This is a genomic window from Allorhizobium pseudoryzae, from assembly GCF_011046245.1.
Taxonomy (GTDB): domain Bacteria; phylum Pseudomonadota; class Alphaproteobacteria; order Rhizobiales; family Rhizobiaceae; genus Neorhizobium; species Neorhizobium pseudoryzae.
In genome coordinates this window covers 3,359,370-3,379,362 of sequence record NZ_CP049241.1, presented here as the reverse complement: position 1 = coordinate 3,379,362, position 19,993 = coordinate 3,359,370, and the positions used below count along the sequence as shown (strand labels likewise).

Here is a 19,993-nt window from a genome sequence, read left to right as displayed (position 1 = left end):
CCGTGAGGGTCGTTTGCCTTCCGGCGCTTGCCTGCGGTCAGCAGGTGTTGTCGCAATGGCAAACGACAATGGTCGTTTGATCCGTTACCGGTTTTCCGACGATACGGTCGCTCGTGACAGTCACCGCATCCTGTCCGGCGCATGGGAATTCGCGAACTTTTTGCGTAATCCGGTTTTTCTTTGGGCTCACGATTCGAAGCAACTCCCCATTGGGCGAGTGGTCGAGCTTGGAGAAATCGGCGGTGTGCTGTCCGGAACTGTTGAATATGCCACTGCGGACATGAACCCGATGGCGGAAACCGTATTCCGGATGGTCAAGGAAGGCTTCCTGAATGCGACCTCGGTCAGTTGGAACCCGCTCAAATGGCGGTTGGCAAATGACCGTTCACGGCCCGGAGGCGTCGATTTCGAGCAAGTTGATCTTCTTGAAATCTCGCAGGTTCCGGTTCCCTCACTACCGACTGCACTGGCGTCGGCACGAAGCTGCGGTATCGACACGGCGCCAATGCGGAGTTGGGCTGAGAAAGCGCTCGATCAAAAGGATACACTCATGTCCCGAGACACACTCGCCGCCGTGCGGCGCGCGGCCGGCGCTCCGGCGGTCTACCCGTCGGCTATCGCGGATCCTGCTATCGGTGGTGGGGTCAGGTTTCCGACCCTTGGCAGTCAGCTCGTTGCAATCCGCAACGCTGTCCTGCGCCCGGAAAACACCGATCCGCGCCTTGTCCGGGCGCCGACAGGGTTGAATGAAGGTGACGCAGCCTTCGGCGGGTTTCTTGTCCAGCAGAACTTTGTCAATGAGCTGATCGGCAGTCTCTACGAGGAAAGCGAGATCGCGGCGCGCTGCGATCGCCGGATGACATCCGCTCCTCTCGCTGACATCAAGATGCCGGCGGTCGATGAAACGTCGCGAGCTGATGGCTCTCGCTGGGGCGGGCTGCAATCGTACTGGGCGGCTGAAGCTGAAGAAGTCAGCGCATCGCTACCGCGCTTCCGGCATATCGACTTCTCCAGCAAGAAGCTGATCTGCCTGGTGCGTGGAACAACCGAGCTGATGCAGGATGTTCCGATGCTGGAGACGCATATCCGTCGCGGGTTCGCTGCGGAAGCTTCGTTCAAGCTCGATCTCTCGGTTCTCTCAGGCAACGGTACAGGCCAGATGCTCGGCATCGTCAATGCACCCGCGACAATCGTGGTCGACAAGGAAACGGGGCAGGCGTCGGGAACCATCATCGCCGAAAACGTTCGCAACATGTGGTCGCGACTTCCTGCACCATCGAGGAAGCGAGCTGTATGGCTGGTCAACGAGGATGCGGAGCAGCAGCTTGAGCAGTTGACCAACGTCGTCGGCGCTTCCGGATCTCCGTCTCCGTCTGCCTCGTCGCTCTACATGCCTGCCGGATCGTCGGAGGGCAATCAATATCCCCTCTTGAAGGGGCGTCCAGTGATTGCGGTTGAGCAGTGCCCTGTTCTCGGTTCCAAGGGCGACATCGTCCTTGCAGACCTCGGTCAGTACATCATCGTCGATGGCGGCACCACGCCGGCATTGTCCGCTCATGTCAGATTCCTCAATGATGAGCTGATCTGGCGCTTTGTGCTGCGGGTTGATGGACAGCCGGCCTTTGCAAGCCCTGTCACCCCATTCAACGGCGGTTCAACGCGCTCGCCGTTCGTGGTTCTAGCTTCTCGCTGAGTGCAGCGAGATGGCGGCTCCTGTATGGAGGAGTCCCGCGCCAGGCGAACCGCCGGAGCTTGTTTATCGGCTCCGGCGGTTTGGTGTTTGCGGATGAGACCCAGAGATACTGCCAACAGGTCGTTGGGCCGCATTATCAACGTCTGCCCTTGTGTCGGTTGCCGAACAAACATTCATCAATGGGGGCAGTTGATGGGCGCAAGCGTCGTTCCAGACGGTTTGCAATTCGTATGGCAGCCTGAGGGCAGACTAGACGGTCGAAATGGCAGTCTGGAATTCGCTATAGGTGCAGGCCGGCCAAAATCTGCAAACAGAAGTCAAGCTACTTTGGATGGGGTTTTCCCATCATCTTCAGGTCTGTTGACCTTCCATCGTACAATGTGGTTGGGGCGATGAATTCGATCAGTCAGATAGAACAGCCCCAGTAGGGTATTCGAGAGTAGGTTGCCGAGAGCCAGCCCGTACAAACCCCAGAATACGACAAAGGAATAAATTACTGAATCCGGCCAGTATTTTTCCAAGATGTATGCTTGAACGGCAAAATACGCAAATCCCCCGAGGTATATACCGAGGGAGGTGAAGGCCAAGTATCCAAATAGGAAGCAAAGAAATCTTCGACGGGTTAACTCTTCTGGCGGTGCGCTACCGCTGTGTTTTAGCAACATCGGGCTCGAACCAGGCATTGGCTGATTCATTTCGTCGCCGCCAAAAGTTGCCACAGCAGCAAGCGATGCAACAAAGAAACCAGTGAGTATGCTGAGAAGGTCGCTTGAACGCCCCAATACGTCTATGCCTTTGAGGGCATCTTCCCGAAACTGCGAGGAGAAGACAGGCAGGAAAAAGAAGCACGCAAAAACCACCGGAAAAACCAGGTCAAACTTGATTTTTTCCGGATGGCTAATTCGCAGATACTTCAATGGGACGAATAATCGCCACATATCAAACCAGAAGCTTCTTCATTTCGGTCACCAGTTCCCCACTCATTGTTTCGCATATATCAGGCAACGGTGTTGTGAATTTGACCTCAGCCGTACGGATAAAAAACGCTTCACCAGCGTCCTGCTTGGCAGTATCTAGCTTGGCGCTCTGGGGCTTTGTGCTCTCGGGATCCTTCCACCGGACCCTCATGCTCTCATATCCGGCTCCCTTTGCCCATACCTTGATTTTCTCGACCATGCTAAGTTGATCGCCTTCGGGGAGTTTCTTTGAGATGGAGAGGTTCAGATTTTTGCGTGCCTGCTTGATGAACTTCGCCTCGTCGAACCCAAAGTCCTGTTCAACATAATCGATCAGTTCAACGTGAAGTAGGCGTCCTTCTGCGATCGAATTTTTCAGCTTTTCGGATGCGTGACCGACTAGCTCGACCATCGGGCGAGTTTTTACCTCGCTTTTTTCGTTACGCTTGAAGGTGAAGCTCAATTCGTCGCAAATGACCCGGAACTGCGACCGAAGAAAGTTCTGGATCAATGTTCTCCCGAAACCCGGGACATCTTCCATCACCATACGGTAGAAAAAGCTGCCTGGCGTTGCGGGGGTCATTCTAGCAACTACGTGCACCGATAGCCCGCCCACTTCATCATTGTCTTTCTCGAAGATCCTCACCTTCCCTGTGTGAACATTTGTCACGCCAGTATCAGCCTTCTCCCTGTCTCCGAGACAGAAGAGCATAGCCATTCCGTCACTGCCGTCTGCCAGCTTGACGATCGCCATATTGCTGAGTCGAATTATTCTCCGCTCGGCATCAATCGTCTCGACAGCTACGCCATTGTCGCATCTTTTCTTCAACTCAGGCAAAACCACGGCCAAATCGATGGGCGGCGCATCGGCTGGATGCGGAGCCATAGACAAGTCAAAATATAGAACGTATCGACGATTTTTCTGGAGCATACGCGTCCCTTAGCAACTTAGGCACGAAGTTCGTCACGCAAGGTAGCGCGAGTCAAGAGGCTTCATCATCCTGCGCAGGATTGATCCGTTGTCCGAGCGGGATGTCATTAGGATTGTTGTATGCACATCAATAGCTGCCATTCAGACCCCAGCGCGGATTACGACGGCATACCGAAAAGGTCTTCAGCACAAAGTGCCGGCTGTGCTCATCGGGCTCAGGCATCAGTGAACGGCGGGCCGAAGCCCGCCGCCGCTGTCAGGAGTTAAGCTCCGCAATGAACCGATAGCTTCCCTGCGGGATCGGCTTGCCATCGAACCTGAGGCCCTTGGTGCCTCTCAGTGACCGGCGAATACCGGTCTGAAGTGCACGGGCGCTAACTTCGGTAACATGCGCTGCCATCTCGGCGACAGCGTTCGCCTTTGTGTCCGCTACTCCGCAAGTGGGACATGTGCACCACTCTTCGCCTTCGGAGTTCGTCGAAAGCTGCGGAGAGATTCTGCATTCAGCGCAGATCATTTTCAGCAAGTGCTCTGACATCAGGAAGCCCCCCTCATTCGGGCGGCGATCTGTCGGCTTCCGACGTGACGCTTCTCTTTCAGAACCTCATTGATCCGCCCTTGGTTTACGCCAAAGTATGCAGCAATTTGGTGCTGAAACTGCCCATTCCATCTGTAGAGCCAGACCTTCACGGCGTCGTCAAAGCTCAGTCTTCGCATGTGTGCAGTCATATAAAGTTGTCCTTATATGACCTTGGAGAACTTGACAGGAAACGCGTTGACGGAGTACTCCTCCGGTGTGTTAACAGCGTCCGCAAGCCCTCCAAGGTCGTTGCGGTTGCGACACGGAGCCGGGGTTGCACCCCCGGCTTTGTCGTGTCGGTCATCGCAGATGATTCTGCGTCGACGGAGGATTAATCAACCATTAGGCTGACTCGAGTCAAGCAATGCGTGTTTCATCCCCACATTTCCACAGACCGTAGAAGATTTTTTCTTTATATTTTTATCTTCCGTGCGATTTTGGAAGATTTTCCTCGTTTTTTGCACTTGCGTCTGCGCCCTTCTTGATTCGTTCTTGGTGAGAACACAGCGGAAACGTCTTCCGAAGCAAGAAAACCGAAGTCTTTTCAAAATCTTATTGGCGAACACCGAATCATCACGCAGTAAGTCCCGCGTTTACTGTGAACGGCGCGGTCTTCCACGTATGCTTCCCGACGGCGTGGCGATCCGGTAAGGACCGCCGCAAGACTTCGAAAGGAGGGCCATGGGACGGCGAAAGATACCCTTCACACAGGACAGCGTGGTGCGTGCCATTCGCGCGGTGAAACAGTCTGGTATCGAGATTCGAAGCGTGCGGATCGAGTCGGATGGCGCCGTCGTCATCAACGGCGACTGCATCGACAGCGACGACGCTCTTATGCATGCAGAACTTGTGTCGCGGCCGAAGCCTTATCTCTAAGTGCCTGCACACCGTGCGTGGCTGAATGGACAACGCGGAAGATCAAGCATGGGACGGCGAACAATACCCTTTACGCAGGACGCGATCACGCGGGCAATCAAGGCGGTGCAAAAGGCTGGCGTCGAGATCCGCACCGTTCGGATCGAGCCGGATGGCACCGTCGTCATCAACGGCGATCGCGCCCGTAGTGGAGACGAACTGATGCCGGATCAGTTTGAGGCTAGTTCCAGAGGGTATTTCTGAAGGACACGTCGGAAATAATTTCCGCCTTCAGATCGGGCCTTACCAGGGCTCCGGTTGAAAACCTGTGCGACGGCTATCCTGCTGGTCAGTGCTGACAGGCGAGCAGTGAATGTCGACACGGGCGCCTGTTATTGACACTCTGTCGATCGTCAGTCCGGCATCCATTATAGCCTTCAGAGTAAGGCGTAGCGCCTTTTCGCTGACTCTGGTGCGAGTTGTTTGGGTTGGTTGCGCTTCGGACATGGGTGCAGCGACCTTTCTGAACCGCTCTGCGTTCCGAAAATATCAGGTTATCGGCACCCAGAAACAGGGTTATCGCGATCGCAGCAGATCTTTAGCGAGCTGGATGAACTTGCGCCTGTCTTCAGCTTCCCGTTCCTTGATACTGAGGTAGAGCATTTCGAGCTCTTCAATCTTATCACGCGGCAGCGGCTTACTCTCCCTCGCAATCATCTGCCAGCACACTCCAGCGATATCGTCGATCGAAGACTTGGCCGTTACCGCCTTCGGAGCGTCTGCCACCGGTAGGGGCTCGCTTGAGGCTTGTCGATCAAAATATTCATCAATGACTTCATCAGGCGGGACCGGATGTGCGGCGACGTACTGCTGAAATTCCAAGCTCTCCTGTAGCCGGACGATGATCTCCGAATTCATCGAGCGGCCGTTTTCAGCCGCGGCATCCTTGAGGATCTGTCTCATCCCATCCGGCAATCGGATCTGAAAGCGTTCAGCTAACTGGCTCGGGTATTTGTTTTCATCACTCATAGCCATGTGATTGCAACTTGCACCCAAAAAATCAATGAGTGCGACTTGCAATCATGCACCCATTATGTCAGCGTATGCATAGATGCAACTTGCACCTATGGAGATGAATATGAAAAGCGAACGCGAGACATATTTCGTTCGTATGCCTGACGGATTGAGATCGAGAATCAAAGAAGAGGCAGAGCGGAACCAGCGATCTATGAATGCCGAGATCGTATTTCACTTACATCGGGCGATGTTCGATCCGCTGGAAAACGAAAAAGCCGACGCACCGCGAGCCTAGGAAACTCGTGCGTCGGCTTTTCTAACCACACCCCAAAAGGAGTAATGAACATGGACAGCAATACACCGAAAGCCCTTGCCGAGGCAAGTCCCGGGCTGCAGGCGCTGCAGTGGAAGTACGACTTCAATAACATCGCGTTCGACGCCTTGGAGGAAAAACTTCAGGATCTGAGGAAGCAGCATCTGCCGGCTTTTCAGGCGGAGCATGGCAAAGGCAATTATGCGCAGGCCTTGTTCGAGGAACTGCCTGAAGTTCGACAGATCCGGAGGGCTATGGCCCAGCGCGACAGGAACGCGCTGAAGTATCGCCTCGAGTTTTACGGACATCCGGTCAAAAGCCCGGCTGACGGCCTTCTCAAGTTCGAGGATGCCAAACTGTGGCTTTTTACGCCGGAGGCCTCTGAATATGCCGACGAGATGGCGGAATGGTTGCGCAGTCTGGCTCCCTTTTTCCGGGAGCAATCCTTTCAAGCGAAGACTGATGTGCCGTCTGCTGGCGAGACTTCAACGCTCGGTCTTTCTGAGACAATAGCGACATTCCGCGCGACATGGGAACGGGCAATGGCCGAAGATCTGCACCGTGTCGAACCGGACATGACCGAGGTTCGGCCCTGGACGTCGCAGCTTGAGGCGCTGAAAGCGTGGAATAGTCCGGCGGCCAATATGGCTGATGCGCTGGAGGCGCTGCGGCTGGTCCGAGATGAAGCAAAGGACTTCGAAGAATCACCTCTCATCTTCTCCCTTGTGTCTGCCGCACTCGGTTTTCTCGAAAAGGTACCGGTCGGTGATGATGCCGATGTGGTGAAGCTTGACGCAAGCGAGACGCTGAACATTGACAGGGACCGGATCTATGACGGTGTAAGGGAGGCGCAAGCCATGGTGCGGCTTGCCCGCCAGGCGCTCCGGCAGATTGCCGTGATGCCGTTGGCCACGCCCTTCGCGGATTTTCATCAGGACATTTCCGACATCGCCCGCACGACGGAAGCAGCCGCCCGCTGCCTCGATACCGCCTTGAGCCGTATTGACCTGGTGGACGCGCAGGGGCGGGGCGAGGGGCTATCTGCCCGCGATGCCGGTACAACGGACCTCGATGCGTCGGCTGATGTTGGGTCGGCCACACTCAGCCTTACGCAAGCAATCGCCGACTATCATCGCGGGATGGCCGCGTATGAAGCCGCGCACTTCGATGGCGAACCTCCGGAGGGCTTCGATCAAGAGACATACGGGTGCCCGATGGATGTGCTTTCCGAGTGGAAGGGGGCAGCTGTCAGTGTTCCGGAAAGCTTGCTGGCGCTCGAAGTGGTCGTTCGAGAACTTGATGGATTTGCTTGCGCCAGTCCCTTGGTCAAGCCTCTGGTGTGCAGTGCTCTGACTTTCTTCCGTAAGCAAGAGTTGGAGGCCGCGCCTGTCTCAAAGTCCGCCGAACGCATCGGTCAAGCGGCCGATCTCGACGCGGTCTACGAGGTCGTGCGGGAAGCGCAAGCCATGGTGCGGCTGGCGCACCAGGCGCTTCGACAGATTACCGTGATGCCGCTGGCCACGCCCTTCGCGGATTGTCATCAGGTCATTTCCGACATCGCCCGCACGACGGAAGCCGCCGCCCGCTGCCTTGATACCGCCTTGAGCCGTATCGACCTGGTGGACGCGCAGGCGTCGGCGTCGGCATGATGGCGGGGCGGGAATCATGGAAAAGCTCAAGTTTGGCCTTGGCCAACGGGTGACGATCTTGAGAAGCCGCAAGTCCGGCAGGATCGAAGTGCGGGCGGAAGCTATCACTGGCCGTCATCGCTACTTCGTCCGCCTCGATCTGAAGATCGCCGGGCGTGATGCCTATTGGTACGCGGAATCTGATCTTATCGAGGAAGAGTGATGGCTCGGGTAGCGACATCAGAGGAGAGCGGCAAGCCGCCAATTCGGAAGAGGAAGAGCGTTCAGCCGACACTTCGAACGATTTCCCTGCAGAGAATCGCCCTGAGGCGCGACGAAGCGGCGGCTACGCTCGGAATTTCCCCGTCAACCTTTGACGGATGGGTTCGAGCCGGCAGGATGCCTCAGGCTGTCAGGGTGGGCGGTATTGCTCTATGGGATGCCGAGAAGGTTCGAAGCGCCTGGCGCGACCTTCAGGAAGCGGCCGAGGGTGATGCCCTCGACGACGGACCAAACCCGTTTGACGGGGTCGTGGTTTGATGAAAACCCAACTGCGATACCTGGTGCATGATCCGGATGAGAAGGGAAGGGACCGCTTTTATGTTCGCCTGAAGATCGGCGGGCGGTTCCAAAAGAAGCGCATTCGCCAGCCGTTCAAGGATGCGGCTGGCGAGATCACGCAGGATTTCATGCTGGCCTATTTCGCGGCTATTACGGAGTTGCGGGGTGATGCCGCCGGTGAGGAAGCGGCAAAGCCGAAAGCCCCTGTGATTCGGGAAGAGACATTCAACTGGCTGTTCGACCAGTATTACCGATCGCCGGAGTTCATGCGGCTGGACAAGGCCACGCAGAAGGACAAGCGAAGCGTATTGAGCCGGTTCGCGGAGAAGGCGGGAGATCATCCCTATAAGAAGTACCGACGCGAGGACATGGAGCGAAGTCAGCTCGCCCGGAAGGATACACCGGGCGCTGCCGACAAGTTGGTGAAGGTGCTTCGCGCCGTCTTCAACTGGGCCATGAAGCGTAATCCGAAACTGATGAGCCACAATCCGGCCATTGGCATCGCGCCTATCAACCGGAAGAAAGGCGGCTTCCACACCTGGACGCCCGCCGAGATCGATATCTATCGCGCGCATTGGCCGATCGGGACCGTGCCGCGTCTGGCGATGGAAGTCATGATCACCGTCGGCGCCCGGCGATCCGATGCCGCATCGATCGGTCCCCGCAACGAGTTCATGCGAGACGGTCAGCGTTGGCTGCGGTTTACGGCCTACAAGGCTCGGAACCGCTTCCCGGTCGAGATCGAATCTCGTCTAACGCCGGAGCTGATCGAGGCGTTGCAGAAAACGCCGACAGGCAGCAGCTATATAATGAATGCCCGAAACGCATCGTTCACGATCGAGAGCTTCGGCAACGCGTTCAAACGCTGGTGCGTCGAAGCTGGGCTCCTGGAGTGTTCAGCGCATGGCCTTAGAAAGGCAGCGGCTGTGGCCTATGCCGAGAGCGGTGCAAGCGCGCCGGAGTTATGCGCCGTGTTCGGATGGTCGAACCTCAGAACTGCGCAAATCTACATCGATCAGGCGGAAAAACGGAAGCTCAGGGTGAACGCCTACGAGCGTCGACAAGCGCATGAAAAACTCAAAAGTGTCTCGTTTTCCGGCGGCGGAAAGACAAGCGAGACAAACGAGGGAAAAAGAGATGAGAAATCAAACCCATAATTTGGGGATGGTGGGCGATGAGAGACTCGAACTCCCGACATCTTCGGTGTAAACGAAGCGCTCTACCAACTGAGCTAATCGCCCGGACGTTTCAGCGAACCAGTGTCCGCCGCGTCGGTGGCCGTGATCTATGCGGATCGCGGAAAAGACGCAAGAGTGTTTGTGAAGTTTTTTTGATTTTTTTCGCGCCGACCGGTGTGGGTTCACGGAAAATCCCTGCAAAACCGGGTATTTGAGCAAAGGCGCATGGCGCATCATCCACAGCCCTGTGGATGCTTGGGGAAAGGGGGCGGCATCATTTTCCGCTTCGTCACGGTTTTGTCTTCAAACCTGCTTGACACCTCCAGATGAACCCCTTAGAGAGCCGCACATCGATTGGCGCTGCCGATCGACGGGGTTGGTTTTCCCCTTTGAAATGCGCGGGTGTAGCTCAGTCGGTTAGAGTGCCGGCCTGTCACGCCGGAGGTCGCGGGTTCGAGCCCCGTCACTCGCGCCATTCAATTCAAGACCTTGCCGCTTCATGTGGCAGCAATGCGCGGGTGTAGCTCAGTCGGTTAGAGTGCCGGCCTGTCACGCCGGAGGTCGCGGGTTCGAGCCCCGTCACTCGCGCCATTTCCTGTCTCTCTTTCGGAATGTCTTGACGATCGCCGGAGGCGATGGACAGCAGGGTTATTGGCTCACTCGGAGCCGCGCGCGGAGGCCTTGATCTCTTCGTCCACCTCTCGCGTCAACCGTTCGCGGGGCGAGGGCGTGTCGAGTGCGCGCCGCACTGCCTGTTCGTCCTCGGGCGAGGGCGTGATCGGAGCGCTCGAATCGTCGGGCGGCCCCGGACCCGTCTGGGCGATGCTGGCGTTCTTCGGGCGGTCATTGCTGCCGGTGCTCATCTTTTCGTGATTGGCCATGATTTTTCTCTCCTGTTGAGGCCCCAACTCGTGCGGCGCCGATATGTGCCAGGCGGGGTCTATCTCTTTGGGTGCGACGTTTTATCTCGGTGTGCTAAAATAGTCGGCGGGACCATTGCACGGGCTCTGTTCCACCCTTATCTGCCGTCAAGACAGTTGTTTGCGGAGCATGCCGTTACGGGACTGGGCCCGAGGGCGGCGCGGTCGGTGGCTGTGTCGATAACATGAAGGCCATCATCATGTTATTCCGCGTCTTCGACAGTTTTTGCTGATATGTTCCCGTGGCGGGCCGAAGTCTGAAGCAATACATAGCGGGCATTCGGATTTGTGCCATTTTGGTGCGGGACCGGTCGTTCAAAGCTCTTGCGCCCGGACCCTGCCTGCGCTAGTCACGGCTTGTTGCAATGCACGTTCGCTTGCCGCGCATTCGCTTTCGTGCCGCCCGGCACTGCTTGGCAAGCAGGGATCGAATACCATGACAGAACTCCTGAGTTCCTATGTTCCGATAGCGATCTTCATAGGCATCTCTCTCGTGATCGGCATCGCGCTTCTGATTGCGCCGTTCGCCGTTGCCTACAAGGCGCCCGATTCGGAAAAGCTCTCGGCCTACGAATGCGGTTTCAACGCCTTCGACGACGCGCGCATGAAGTTCGACATTCGCTTTTACCTGGTGTCGATCCTCTTCATCATTTTCGACCTGGAAGTGGCGTTCCTCTTCCCCTGGGCTGTGTCCTTCGGGGAAATCGGCTGGTTCGGCTTCTGGTCCATGATGGTCTTCCTCGGGGTTCTGACCATCGGCTTTATCTATGAATGGAAGAAAGGAGCGCTGGAATGGGAGTAGTGGACAATTCCTCCACCCTCATGGCGCCGCAGCCCAAGGGGATCATCGATCCCCGCACGGGCAAGCCCATCGGCAGCGACGACGCTTTCTTCGGCGAGATCAACAATGAGCTCGCCGACAAGGGTTTTCTCGTCACCTCGACCGACGAGTTGATCAACTGGGCCCGCACCGGCTCGCTGATGTGGATGACCTTCGGTCTCGCCTGCTGCGCCGTGGAAATGATGCAGCTCTCGATGCCGCGCTATGACGTCGAGCGGTTCGGTTTTGCGCCACGCGCCAGCCCGCGTCAGTCCGACGTGATGATCGTTGCCGGCACGCTGACCAACAAGATGGCGCCCGCTCTGCGCAAGGTCTATGACCAGATGCCGGAGCCGCGCTATGTCATCTCCATGGGCTCCTGTGCCAATGGCGGCGGCTACTATCACTATTCCTATTCGGTGGTGCGTGGTTGCGACCGCGTGGTGCCGGTGGATATCTACGTTCCCGGCTGTCCCCCCACGGCGGAAGCGCTGCTGTACGGCGTGCTTCTGCTGCAGAAGAAGATCCGCCGGACCGGAACGATCGAACGCTAAGGGCGAGGACGCATTATGAGTGAAGCCCTGAACGAATTCGCCTCCTACCTCGCCGAAGTGCGGCCGGGTCTTGTCGCATCCTCGACGGTTGCCTATGGCGAGCTGACGCTGACGGCGGATGCCGACAAGCTGATCCCGCTCTTGACCTTCCTGCGCGACGACGTGCAGTGCGGTTTCGTCAACATGATCGATGTCTGCGGCGTCGACTGGCCGCAGCGCGCGCGCCGCTTCGACGTGGTCTACCATCTGCTCTCGCCGCGCCAGAATATGCGCGTGCGCGTCAAGGTGGAGACGGCGGAGGACGAAGCAGTGCCGTCGGCCTGTTCCGTCTATCCGGGCGCCGACTGGTTCGAACGCGAGGCCTGGGATCTCTACGGCATCATGTTCACCGGTCACCCGGACCTGCGCCGCATCCTCACCGATTACGGTTTCGAAGGCCATCCGCTGCGCAAGGATTTCCCGCTCACGGGTTTTGTCGAGGTGCGCTACGACGACAGCGCCAAGCGCGTCGTCTACGAACCCGTCAACCTCAGGCAGGAATTCCGCAGCTTCGATTTCTTGAGCCCCTGGGAAGGCACGGATTACGTGCTGCCGGGGGATGAGAAGGCAAAGGCTTAAACGGTTTTTTGGGGCGAATAGCGAGTAGCGAATAGCGAATAGTTGTCGCCATACAGAAAGGACAAGGCAGACGATCAGCTCTTACAAAGATCTGAAGGTGTGGCAGCAAGCAATTGAACTCGCTGTTCAATGTTATCGTTGCACCGAAGATTTTCCGAAGAGCGAGCTTTACGGTTTGACGTCGCAAATCAGGCGGGCGTCAACCTCCGTGGCGGCCAATATCGCGGAAGGCCACGGACGGGAAAACACCGGAAGTTTCGTTCAGTTTCTGAGAATCGCGCAAGGATCGTTGAAGGAGTTGGAAACGCATCTCATCATTGCGCGCAGGGTGGACACCATTCCTGGGCAGGAGTTTCAGAGCTTGATCGATCAATGTGATGAAATCGGAAAGATGATGCGTTCGCTGATCCGAAGCCTGCAGGAGAAGACATGAGCGGACTGGATCAACTATTCGCTATTCGCTATTCGCTAATCACCAGCGCGGAGCGCGCCAATGACTGAACACAACGTCCGCAATTTCAACATCAACTTCGGCCCGCAGCACCCTGCGGCGCACGGCGTTCTGCGGCTGGTTCTCGAGCTGGACGGTGAAATCGTCGAGCGCGTGGACCCGCATATCGGCCTTTTGCACCGCGGCACCGAAAAGCTGATCGAGGCCAAGACCTATCTGCAGGCGCTGCCTTACTTCGACCGCCTCGATTACGTCGCGCCGATGAACCAGGAGCATGCCTACTGTCTGGCGGTGGAAAAGCTGCTCGGCATCACGGTTCCGATCCGCGGCCAGTTGATCCGCGTGCTCTATTCGGAAATCGGCCGCATCCTGTCGCATCTTCTGAACGTCACGACGCAGGCCATGGACGTCGGCGCGCTGACGCCGCCGCTCTGGGGTTTCGAAGAGCGCGAGAAGCTGATGGTGTTTTATGAGCGCGCCTCCGGCTCGCGCATGCACGCCGCCTATTTCCGTCCGGGTGGTGTCCACCAGGACCTGCCGGTCGAACTCGTCGAGGATATCGGCAAGTGGTGCGACCAGTTCCCGGAAAAGCTCGATGACATCCACGGGCTCATCACCGACAACCGCATCTTCAAGCAGCGCAACGTCGATATCGGCGTCGTGAAGCTGGAAGACGCCTGGGCCTGGGGTTTCTCCGGCGTCATGGTGCGCGGTTCCGGCGCCAAGTGGGACCTGCGCAAGTCGCAGCCCTACGAGTGCTATGCGGACCTCGATTTCGACATCGCGATCGGCAAGAACGGCGACTGCTACGATCGTTACCTGATCCGCATGATCGAAATGCAGGAATCGGTGAAGATCATGAAGCAGTGCGTCAACCGCCTGCTGTCGGATGCCAAGACCGGCCCGGTCTCGTCGATCGACGGCAAGGTCGTTCCGCCGAAGCGTGGCGAGATGAAGCGCTCGATGGAAGCCCTCATCCACCATTTCAAGCTCTACACCGAAGGTTTCCACGTGCCGGCCGGCGAGGTCTATGCCGCCGTCGAAGCGCCGAAGGGCGAATTCGGCGTCTACCTCGTCTCGGATGGCACCAACAAGCCGTATCGCTGCAAGATCCGCGCCCCGGGTTACGCACACCTGCAGTCGATGGACTTCATGTGCCGTGGCCACCAGCTCGCCGACGTGTCGGCCGTGCTCGGGTCGCTCGATATCGTGTTCGGAGAGGTGGACCGCTGATGGCCCGCGTCGCTCTCGCTCTCCTGGCTTGCCTGTTTTCGACGGCTGCGTTTGCGCAGTCGCTCGGAGCAGCCGTCGGGACGGAGCGGGGAGGCGACGCCACCATGGCGCAACTTCTCTCCAGGGAGTATGAAATCAAGTCTGCCGTGCCCAATGGATCGAAGCTGATCGTTTTCATGCAGAAGGGTACGTCTGCTTATGCCTGCGAATTCGTCAATGTCACGAAGACGCGTTGTGCATCGATCAATTGATAAGGCGTGAGAAAGAATGTCCGTTCGTCGACTAGCCGAAGATCAGTTCCAGCCGGCCGCTTTTGCCTTCACTGCGGATAACGCAGCCTGGGCGGAAGCGACGATCCGGAAATACCCGGAAGGGCGCCAGCAATCGGCGGTCATCCCGCTGCTCATGCGTGCGCAGGAGCAGGACGGCTGGGTCACGCGCGCGGCGATCGAATTCGTCGCCGAAAAGCTGTCGATGCCCTATATCCGCGTACTGGAGGTTGCGACCTTCTACACGCAGTTCCAGCTGAAGCCGATCGGCACGAAGGCGCACGTCCAGGTGTGCGGTACAACGCCGTGCATGCTCAGAGGTTCCGAAGCGCTGATGGAGGTCTGCAAGCGCAAGATCCATCACGATCCCTTCGCGCTGAACGCCTCCGGCACGCTCTCCTGGGAAGAGGTCGAATGTCAGGGCGCCTGCGTCAACGCGCCGATGGTGATGATCTTCAAGGACGCCTATGAGGACCTGACGCCCGAGCGTCTCGAAGAGATCATCGATGCGTTCGAGGCAGGCAAGGGCGCAGACGTGAAGACCGGCCCGCAGGTCGATCGTCACACCTCCGCACCGGAAGGTGGCCCGGTCACGCTTCTCGAAGAGGTGAAGCCGGTCCGCACCAACCTCGAAGCCCAGCCGGAAGCGCCGGCGGCTCAGGTGCCGCCCGCCGAAGCTGCTCGTCCGAAGGACACCGCCGCCGAGACCAATGCCTCGCTGAAGACGCCGGTCACGGCACCGGCCGCGGCGGAAGCCAATGCCAAGGCTGCCGAAGCCGGTCCGCTCTCGGCCACCAAGGCCTCCGATCCGGATCCGAAGGCGCCCGGCAGCACCGCCGAAGGCGCACCGGTCAAGGTTTCGCTCGACGATCCGTCGCGTCCGCAGGCCATCGAGAAGCCGGCGGTCGTCGATGACCTGAAGCTGATCTCCGGCGTCGGCCCGAAGATCGAAAATACGCTGCACGAACTCGGCATCTACACCTTCGCACAGGTTGCGGCCTTTACGCCGGAACAGTCGGCCTGGGTGGATAGCTACCTGAAGTTCGGCGGCCGCATCCAGCGCGATGACTGGATCCGCCAGGCCGATGCGCTCGCGCGTGGCGGTGAAGAAGAATATGTCCGGGTTTTCGGCAAGAAGCCGCGGTAAGAGGTGAGACATGCTTAAGGATCAGGATCGCATCTTTACCAATATCTACGGTCTCAAGGACAAGTCCGTGAAGGGCGCCATGAGCCGTGGCCATTGGGATGGAACCAAGCAGATCATCGAAAAGGGCCGCGACTGGATCATCAACGAGATGAAGGCGTCCGGTCTTCGCGGTCGTGGTGGTGCAGGCTTCCCGACGGGCCTGAAATGGTCCTTCATGCCGAAGGAAAGCGACGGCCGCCCGCATTACCTCGTGGTCAATGCGGACGAGTCCGAGCCCGGCACCTGCAAGGACCGCGACATCATGCGCCACGATCCGCATACGCTGATCGAAGGCTGCGTGATCGCCGGTTTCGCCATGGGTGCCCACACGGCCTATATCTATGTGCGCGGCGAATATATCCGCGAACGTGAGGCGCTGCAGGCGGCGATCGACGAGTGCTACGATGCCGGCCTCCTCGGCACGAACAACAAGTGCGGCTGGGATTTCGACATCTACGTCCATCACGGCGCCGGCGCCTATATCTGCGGCGAGGAAACCGCGCTGCTCGAAAGCCTCGAAGGCAAGAAGGGCCAGCCGCGCCTGAAGCCGCCGTTCCCGGCCAACATGGGCCTCTATGGCTGCCCGACCACGGTCAACAACGTCGAATCGATCGCCGTTGCCCCGACCATCCTGCGTCGCGGCGCCTCCTGGTTCTCCTCGATCGGACGTGCCAACAATGTCGGCACCAAGCTGTTCATGGTCTCGGGCCACGTCAACAAGCCCTGCACCTTCGAAGAAGCGATGGGCCATTCCTTCCGCGAACTCATCGAGCGCCACTGTGGTGGCATTCGCGGCGGCTGGGACAATCTTCTGGCCGTCATCCCGGGCGGCGCGTCCTGCCCGGTCGTGCGCGGTGAAGACATGGCCGATGCGATCATGGATTTCGACGGCATGCGCGAGGTCAAATCCTCGTTCGGCACCGGCGGCATGATCGTGATGGACAAGTCCACGGACATCATCAAGGCGATCTGGCGCATTGCGGCTTTCTTCAAGCATGAAAGCTGCGGCCAGTGCACGCCGTGCCGTGAAGGCACCGGCTGGATGATGCGTGTTCTGGAGCGCATGGTGAAGGGCAACGCGCAGAAGCGCGAGATCGACATGCTGTTCCAGGTTTCCAAGCAGATCGAAGGACACACGATCTGTGCTCTGGGTGATGCGGCCGCCTGGCCGATCCAGGGCCTGATCCGCAACTTTCGTCCGGAGATCGAACAGCGGATCGACCAGTACACCGCCCGTGCGACCAGCGAAGGCGCGGTACTCGAAGCAGCGGAGTGACAACGGATGGCAGGTGACGCAGGCAAGACTGGTACGGATCAATCGACGGACAAACCGTCGATCGGATTTTCTCTGCCGTTTGCCGAGCGCGCGCCGGCCAACCCGATGGAAGTCATGGCGGCGGCAACGGCGGCCGGCATGGCCCTCAGCACCCAGTTCGCCAGCGCCTTCTTCGGCATGATGCAGGCGGCCATGGAAGCGACGGCCAAGCCGTCCGTGGCGGCTCAGCCAAAGGCGCCTGAAGCGCCGGTCCAGCCGATCGTGAAGGCCGCCGAGCCGGTCAAGGTCGAGATGGTGCCGGCACCGGTGGTGGCGAAGGCTGCGGCACCCGAGGCAAAGCCTTCGGTCGCAACCAAGCCTGCCGAAAAGCCGGTGGCAAAGGTGGCAAAACCGAAGCCGGCAGCAAAGGTCGCCGCCGTGCCTGCGGAGAAGCCCGCGGCAAAGGCTGAGCCGGTTGCTAAGGCAAAGCCGAAGGTCGGGCCGAAGGCGGAGAAGCCTGCAAAGCCTGTGAAGGCTGAAAAGGCAGCGGTTGCCCCGGTGGCGACACAGCCGGTGGCGGTGGCCGCAAAGCCGCAGCCGCGCAAGAAGGCAGCCAAGGCCGCCGATGATCTGAAGAAGATCTCCGGCATCGGCCCGAAGCTGGCGGAGATGCTGGGTGGCATGGGTGTGACCCGTTTCGCGCAGATCGCCGCCTGGACGGATAAGGATGTGGAGCATGTCGACCGCGAGCTTGGTCTCGATGGCCGTATTGCGAAGGACAATTGGATCGCGCAGGCAAAGGCCCTGCTGCGGTGACGGAATGTGTCGCTGGTCTCTTCCGATCGAAGAGGGCAGGGGACTGGAAACAGGACGTAAGTGACGATGGTTAAGCTCAAGGTAGACGGCAAAGAGATCGAGGTTCCGGATCACTTCACGCTGTTGCAGGCGTGCGAGGAAGCTGGTGCCGAAGTTCCGCGCTTCTGTTTCCATGAACGCCTGTCGGTGGCCGGTAACTGCCGCATGTGTCTGATCGAGGTGAAGGGTGGCCCGCCGAAGCCGGCAGCCTCCTGCGCTATGGGCGTGCGCGACATCCGTGGCGGGCCGAACGGCGAACTGCCGGAAGTGTACACCAACACGCCGATGGTCAAGAAGGCACGCGAAGGGGTGATGGAGTTCCTGCTCATCAACCACCCGCTTGATTGCCCGATCTGCGACCAGGGCGGCGAGTGCGACCTGCAGGACCAGGCCATGGCATTCGGCATGGACGCCTCGCGCTACACGGAAAACAAGCGCGCGGTCGAAGACAAGTATATCGGCCCGCTCGTCAAGACGGTGATGAACCGCTGCATCCACTGCACGCGCTGCGTCCGTTTTACGACGGAAGTCGCCGGCATTTCCGAACTCGGCCTGATCGGCCGCGGTGAGGATGCGGAAATCACCACCTATCTCGAACAGGCGATGACCTCCGAACTGCAGGGCAACGTGATCGACCTCTGCCCGGTCGGCGCTCTGACCTCGCGTCCCTTTGCCTTCACCGCCCGTCCGTGGGAACTCGGCAAGACCGAATCGATCGACGTCATGGATGCTGTCGGCTCGGCGATCCGTGTCGATACCCGTGGCCGCGAAGTGATGCGCATCATGCCACGCGTCAACGAGCAGGTGAACGAGGAGTGGATCTCCGACAAGACCCGTTTCATCTGGGATGGCCTGAAGACCCAGCGTCTCGACCGGCCGTATGTGCGCCGCGACGGTCGTCTGCAGCCCGCCACCTGGGGTGATGCCTTTGCCGCGATCAAGGCCGCAGTCTCCGCCACCACCGGCGCCCGCGTCGGTGCGATTGCCGGCGACATGGCCTCGGTCGAGGAAATGTATGCGATGAAGGAACTGCTGACCGCGCTTGGTTCGCAGAACATGGATTGCCGCCAGGATGGCGCCAAGCTCGACCCGTCGCTCGGCCGCGCTGCCTATCTCTTCAACCCGACCATCCAGGGCATCGAGGATGCTGACGCGCTGCTGCTGATCGGTGCCAATCCGCGCTTCGAGGCGGCTGTGCTGAACGCTCGCATCCGCAAGCGCTGGCGCCGTGGCACGCTGCCGGTCGGCGTGATCGGCGAAGCCTCCGACCTGCGCTACACCTACGAGTACCTCGGCGCCGGCACCGATACGCTGAACGAGCTGGTGAACGGCTCGAACAGCTTTATCGAAAAGCTGCGCGCCGCCAAGAAGCCGATGATCATCGTCGGTCCTGGCGCACTTGTGCGCGAAGACGGCGACAGCATCCTGGCTGCAGCGGCAAGCCTTGCCGAATCGGTTGGTGCGGTCGGCGAAGAGTGGAACGGTTTCGGTGTCATCCACACCGCCGCCTCACGCGTCGGTGGCCTGGATCTCGGCTTCGTGCCGGGGGCCAATGGCGCCAATGCCGCGACCATGCTGCGCTCCATGGACGTGCTCTTCCTGCTCGGTGCGGACGAGATGGAATTCTCCTCCAAGCACGCGAAGTTCACCGTTTATATCGGCAGCCACGGCGATGCCGGTGCACACCATGCCGACGTCATCCTGCCGGGCGCTGCCTATACGGAAAAGTCGGGCACCTGGGTCAACCTCGAAGGCCGCGTCCAGATGGGCAACCGCGCCGGTTTCGCACCGGGTGAAGCCCGCGAGGAATGGGCGATCCTGCGCGCACTCTCCGACGTGCTCGGCAAGAAGCTGCCGTTTGATTCGCTGTCGCAGCTGCGCCAGAAACTCTATGCGGCCTACCCGCATTTCCGCGAGCTGGACGAGATTGCGCCGGGCACCGCCGACCAGATTGACACGCTCGCCAAAAAACCGGTGAGCATGTCGAAGTCCGGGTTTGCGTCGCCGATCAAAGACTTCTATCTCACGAACCCGATCGCACGTGCTTCGGCCGTGATGGCGGAATGTTCTGCGCTGGCCCGCAACAACTTCAAGGCTGCGGCAGAGTAAAGGCTTAAAAT

At 59.0% G+C, this 19,993-nt stretch carries 21 protein-coding genes and 3 tRNA genes; 19 read left to right on the top strand and 5 right to left on the bottom strand.

What is annotated here, in order from left to right; genetic code table 11:
* The first annotated feature begins 55 nt into the window (after nt 1-55).
* Nucleotides 56-1,693, top strand: a complete 1,638-nt coding sequence (locus tag G6N78_RS16460; protein WP_165220359.1) for a phage major capsid protein — start codon at nt 56-58, stop codon at nt 1,691-1,693.
* A 317-nt stretch (nt 1,694-2,010) separates the two neighbouring features.
* On the opposite strand, the gene G6N78_RS16455 is transcribed toward G6N78_RS16460, so the two are convergent.
* Together G6N78_RS16455 and G6N78_RS16450 are read right to left on the bottom strand one after the other, a co-directional pair.
* Entirely contained in the window at nt 2,011-2,610 is a 600-nt protein-coding gene (locus tag G6N78_RS16455; RefSeq protein WP_165220357.1) for a hypothetical protein, read from the bottom strand.
* Between the two features lie 22 nt (nt 2,611-2,632).
* The gene (locus G6N78_RS16450) at nt 2,633-3,580 is read right to left on the bottom strand and encodes a hypothetical protein (RefSeq protein WP_165220354.1); all 948 of its coding nucleotides are present in this window, start codon (nt 3,578-3,580) and stop codon (nt 2,633-2,635) included.
* 1,261 nt (nt 3,581-4,841) lie between these two features.
* Between G6N78_RS16450 and G6N78_RS16445 the strand changes: the two genes are divergently transcribed.
* Complete coding sequence (locus G6N78_RS16445; RefSeq protein ID WP_165220351.1) at nt 4,842-5,036, top strand: hypothetical protein; 195 nt, start codon at nt 4,842-4,844, stop codon at nt 5,034-5,036.
* Nucleotides 5,037-5,084: 48 nt separating this feature from the next.
* A complete protein-coding gene (locus G6N78_RS16440) occupies nt 5,085-5,279 on the top strand; it encodes a hypothetical protein (RefSeq protein WP_165220348.1) in 195 nt (64 codons plus the stop codon).
* A gap of 312 nt (nt 5,280-5,591) precedes the next feature.
* Here G6N78_RS16440 and G6N78_RS16435 read toward each other — a convergent pair whose 3' ends face one another.
* Nucleotides 5,592-6,050, bottom strand: a complete 459-nt coding sequence (locus G6N78_RS16435; protein ID WP_165220345.1) for an Arc family DNA-binding protein — start codon at nt 6,048-6,050, stop codon at nt 5,592-5,594.
* Nucleotides 6,051-6,153: 103 nt separating this feature from the next.
* On the opposite strand from G6N78_RS16435, the gene G6N78_RS16430 reads away from it, so the two are divergent.
* The 4 genes from G6N78_RS16430 (at nt 6,154) to G6N78_RS16415 (ending at nt 9,691) form a co-directional block, all read left to right on the top strand.
* Nucleotides 6,154-6,327, top strand: a complete 174-nt coding sequence (locus G6N78_RS16430; RefSeq protein ID WP_165220342.1) for an Arc family DNA-binding protein — start codon at nt 6,154-6,156, stop codon at nt 6,325-6,327.
* Nucleotides 6,328-6,377: 50 nt separating this feature from the next.
* The gene (locus G6N78_RS16425) at nt 6,378-7,994 is read left to right on the top strand and encodes a hypothetical protein (RefSeq protein ID WP_165220339.1); all 1,617 of its coding nucleotides are present in this window, start codon (nt 6,378-6,380) and stop codon (nt 7,992-7,994) included.
* Between the two features lie 16 nt (nt 7,995-8,010).
* Nucleotides 8,011-8,196, top strand: coding sequence for a hypothetical protein (locus G6N78_RS16420; RefSeq protein WP_165220336.1), 186 nt, complete (start codon nt 8,011-8,013; stop codon nt 8,194-8,196).
* Nucleotides 8,197-8,536: 340 nt separating this feature from the next.
* Nucleotides 8,537-9,691, top strand: a complete 1,155-nt coding sequence (locus tag G6N78_RS16415) for a tyrosine-type recombinase/integrase (protein ID WP_234905822.1) — start codon at nt 8,537-8,539, stop codon at nt 9,689-9,691.
* Between the two features lie 8 nt (nt 9,692-9,699).
* Here the strand turns inward: G6N78_RS16415 and G6N78_RS16410 are convergent.
* A tRNA-Val gene (locus G6N78_RS16410) sits at nt 9,700-9,775 on the bottom strand.
* Between the two features lie 335 nt (nt 9,776-10,110).
* Between G6N78_RS16410 and G6N78_RS16405 the strand changes: the two genes are divergently transcribed.
* Together G6N78_RS16405 and G6N78_RS16400 are read left to right on the top strand one after the other, a co-directional pair.
* Nucleotides 10,111-10,187 (top strand) — tRNA-Asp (locus tag G6N78_RS16405).
* 39 nt (nt 10,188-10,226) lie between these two features.
* Nucleotides 10,227-10,303, top strand: a tRNA-Asp gene (locus G6N78_RS16400).
* 65 nt (nt 10,304-10,368) lie between these two features.
* Here G6N78_RS16400 and G6N78_RS16395 read toward each other — a convergent pair.
* Nucleotides 10,369-10,593, bottom strand: a complete 225-nt coding sequence (locus G6N78_RS16395) for a hypothetical protein (RefSeq protein WP_165220330.1) — start codon at nt 10,591-10,593, stop codon at nt 10,369-10,371.
* 475 nt (nt 10,594-11,068) lie between these two features.
* Between G6N78_RS16395 and G6N78_RS16390 the strand changes: the two genes are divergently transcribed.
* The 10 genes from G6N78_RS16390 to nuoG all read left to right on the top strand — a co-directional run bounded on the left by G6N78_RS16390 (nt 11,069) and on the right by nuoG (nt 19,982).
* On the top strand, nt 11,069-11,434 hold the full coding sequence (locus G6N78_RS16390; protein WP_165220328.1) for an NADH-quinone oxidoreductase subunit A: 366 nt from the start codon (nt 11,069-11,071) through the stop codon (nt 11,432-11,434).
* A complete protein-coding gene (locus G6N78_RS16385; protein ID WP_165220326.1) occupies nt 11,425-12,006 on the top strand; it encodes a NuoB/complex I 20 kDa subunit family protein in 582 nt (193 codons plus the stop codon). Before G6N78_RS16390 ends, G6N78_RS16385 begins: the two co-directional genes overlap by 10 nt.
* Nucleotides 12,007-12,021: 15 nt before the next feature.
* A complete protein-coding gene (locus G6N78_RS16380; protein ID WP_165220324.1) occupies nt 12,022-12,624 on the top strand; it encodes an NADH-quinone oxidoreductase subunit C in 603 nt (200 codons plus the stop codon).
* 91 nt (nt 12,625-12,715) lie between these two features.
* Complete coding sequence (locus G6N78_RS16375; RefSeq protein ID WP_234905971.1) at nt 12,716-13,057, top strand: four helix bundle protein; 342 nt, start codon at nt 12,716-12,718, stop codon at nt 13,055-13,057.
* A 60-nt stretch (nt 13,058-13,117) separates the two neighbouring features.
* Nucleotides 13,118-14,308, top strand: coding sequence for an NADH-quinone oxidoreductase subunit D (locus G6N78_RS16370; RefSeq protein ID WP_165220322.1), 1,191 nt, complete (start codon nt 13,118-13,120; stop codon nt 14,306-14,308).
* Entirely contained in the window at nt 14,308-14,559 is a 252-nt protein-coding gene (locus tag G6N78_RS16365) for a hypothetical protein (RefSeq protein WP_165220320.1), read from the top strand. Before G6N78_RS16370 ends, G6N78_RS16365 begins: the two co-directional genes overlap by 1 nt.
* Before the next feature lie 16 nt (nt 14,560-14,575).
* Nucleotides 14,576-15,724, top strand: a complete 1,149-nt coding sequence (locus G6N78_RS16360) for an NADH-quinone oxidoreductase subunit E (RefSeq protein ID WP_165220318.1) — start codon at nt 14,576-14,578, stop codon at nt 15,722-15,724.
* A gap of 10 nt (nt 15,725-15,734) precedes the next feature.
* On the top strand, nt 15,735-17,039 hold the full coding sequence (nuoF, locus tag G6N78_RS16355) for an NADH-quinone oxidoreductase subunit NuoF (RefSeq protein WP_165220316.1): 1,305 nt from the start codon (nt 15,735-15,737) through the stop codon (nt 17,037-17,039).
* A 6-nt stretch (nt 17,040-17,045) separates the two neighbouring features.
* Nucleotides 17,046-17,834: a helix-hairpin-helix domain-containing protein gene (locus G6N78_RS16350; RefSeq protein WP_165220314.1), complete on the top strand. Its 789-nt coding sequence runs from the start codon at nt 17,046-17,048 to the stop codon at nt 17,832-17,834.
* Nucleotides 17,835-17,900: 66 nt separating this feature from the next.
* Complete coding sequence (gene nuoG / locus G6N78_RS16345; protein WP_165220312.1) at nt 17,901-19,982, top strand: NADH-quinone oxidoreductase subunit NuoG; 2,082 nt, start codon at nt 17,901-17,903, stop codon at nt 19,980-19,982.
* Nucleotides 19,983-19,993: the final 11 nt, after the last annotated feature.

What these genes read in the sequence shown, in the direction of transcription:
- G6N78_RS16460 (WP_165220359.1), top strand. Translation starts at nt 56, where the DNA reads ATGGCAAACGACAATGGTCGTTTGATCCGTTACCGGTTTTCCGACGAT.
- G6N78_RS16450 (WP_165220354.1), bottom strand. Translation starts at nt 3,580, where the DNA reads ATGCTCCAGAAAAATCGTCGATACGTTCTATATTTTGACTTGTCTATG.
- G6N78_RS16445 (WP_165220351.1), top strand. Translation starts at nt 4,842, where the DNA reads ATGGGACGGCGAAAGATACCCTTCACACAGGACAGCGTGGTGCGTGCC.
- G6N78_RS16440 (WP_165220348.1), top strand. Translation starts at nt 5,085, where the DNA reads ATGGGACGGCGAACAATACCCTTTACGCAGGACGCGATCACGCGGGCA.
- G6N78_RS16435 (WP_165220345.1), bottom strand. Translation starts at nt 6,050, where the DNA reads ATGGCTATGAGTGATGAAAACAAATACCCGAGCCAGTTAGCTGAACGC.
- G6N78_RS16430 (WP_165220342.1), top strand. Translation starts at nt 6,154, where the DNA reads ATGAAAAGCGAACGCGAGACATATTTCGTTCGTATGCCTGACGGATTG.
- G6N78_RS16425 (WP_165220339.1), top strand. Translation starts at nt 6,378, where the DNA reads ATGGACAGCAATACACCGAAAGCCCTTGCCGAGGCAAGTCCCGGGCTG.
- G6N78_RS16420 (WP_165220336.1), top strand. Translation starts at nt 8,011, where the DNA reads ATGGAAAAGCTCAAGTTTGGCCTTGGCCAACGGGTGACGATCTTGAGA.
- G6N78_RS16395 (WP_165220330.1), bottom strand. Translation starts at nt 10,593, where the DNA reads ATGGCCAATCACGAAAAGATGAGCACCGGCAGCAATGACCGCCCGAAG.
- G6N78_RS16390 (WP_165220328.1), top strand. Translation starts at nt 11,069, where the DNA reads ATGACAGAACTCCTGAGTTCCTATGTTCCGATAGCGATCTTCATAGGC.
- G6N78_RS16385 (WP_165220326.1), top strand. Translation starts at nt 11,425, where the DNA reads ATGGGAGTAGTGGACAATTCCTCCACCCTCATGGCGCCGCAGCCCAAG.
- G6N78_RS16380 (WP_165220324.1), top strand. Translation starts at nt 12,022, where the DNA reads ATGAGTGAAGCCCTGAACGAATTCGCCTCCTACCTCGCCGAAGTGCGG.
- G6N78_RS16370 (WP_165220322.1), top strand. Translation starts at nt 13,118, where the DNA reads ATGACTGAACACAACGTCCGCAATTTCAACATCAACTTCGGCCCGCAG.
- G6N78_RS16365 (WP_165220320.1), top strand. Translation starts at nt 14,308, where the DNA reads ATGGCCCGCGTCGCTCTCGCTCTCCTGGCTTGCCTGTTTTCGACGGCT.
- G6N78_RS16360 (WP_165220318.1), top strand. Translation starts at nt 14,576, where the DNA reads ATGTCCGTTCGTCGACTAGCCGAAGATCAGTTCCAGCCGGCCGCTTTT.
- nuoF (WP_165220316.1), top strand. Translation starts at nt 15,735, where the DNA reads ATGCTTAAGGATCAGGATCGCATCTTTACCAATATCTACGGTCTCAAG.
- G6N78_RS16350 (WP_165220314.1), top strand. Translation starts at nt 17,046, where the DNA reads ATGGCAGGTGACGCAGGCAAGACTGGTACGGATCAATCGACGGACAAA.
- nuoG (WP_165220312.1), top strand. Translation starts at nt 17,901, where the DNA reads ATGGTTAAGCTCAAGGTAGACGGCAAAGAGATCGAGGTTCCGGATCAC.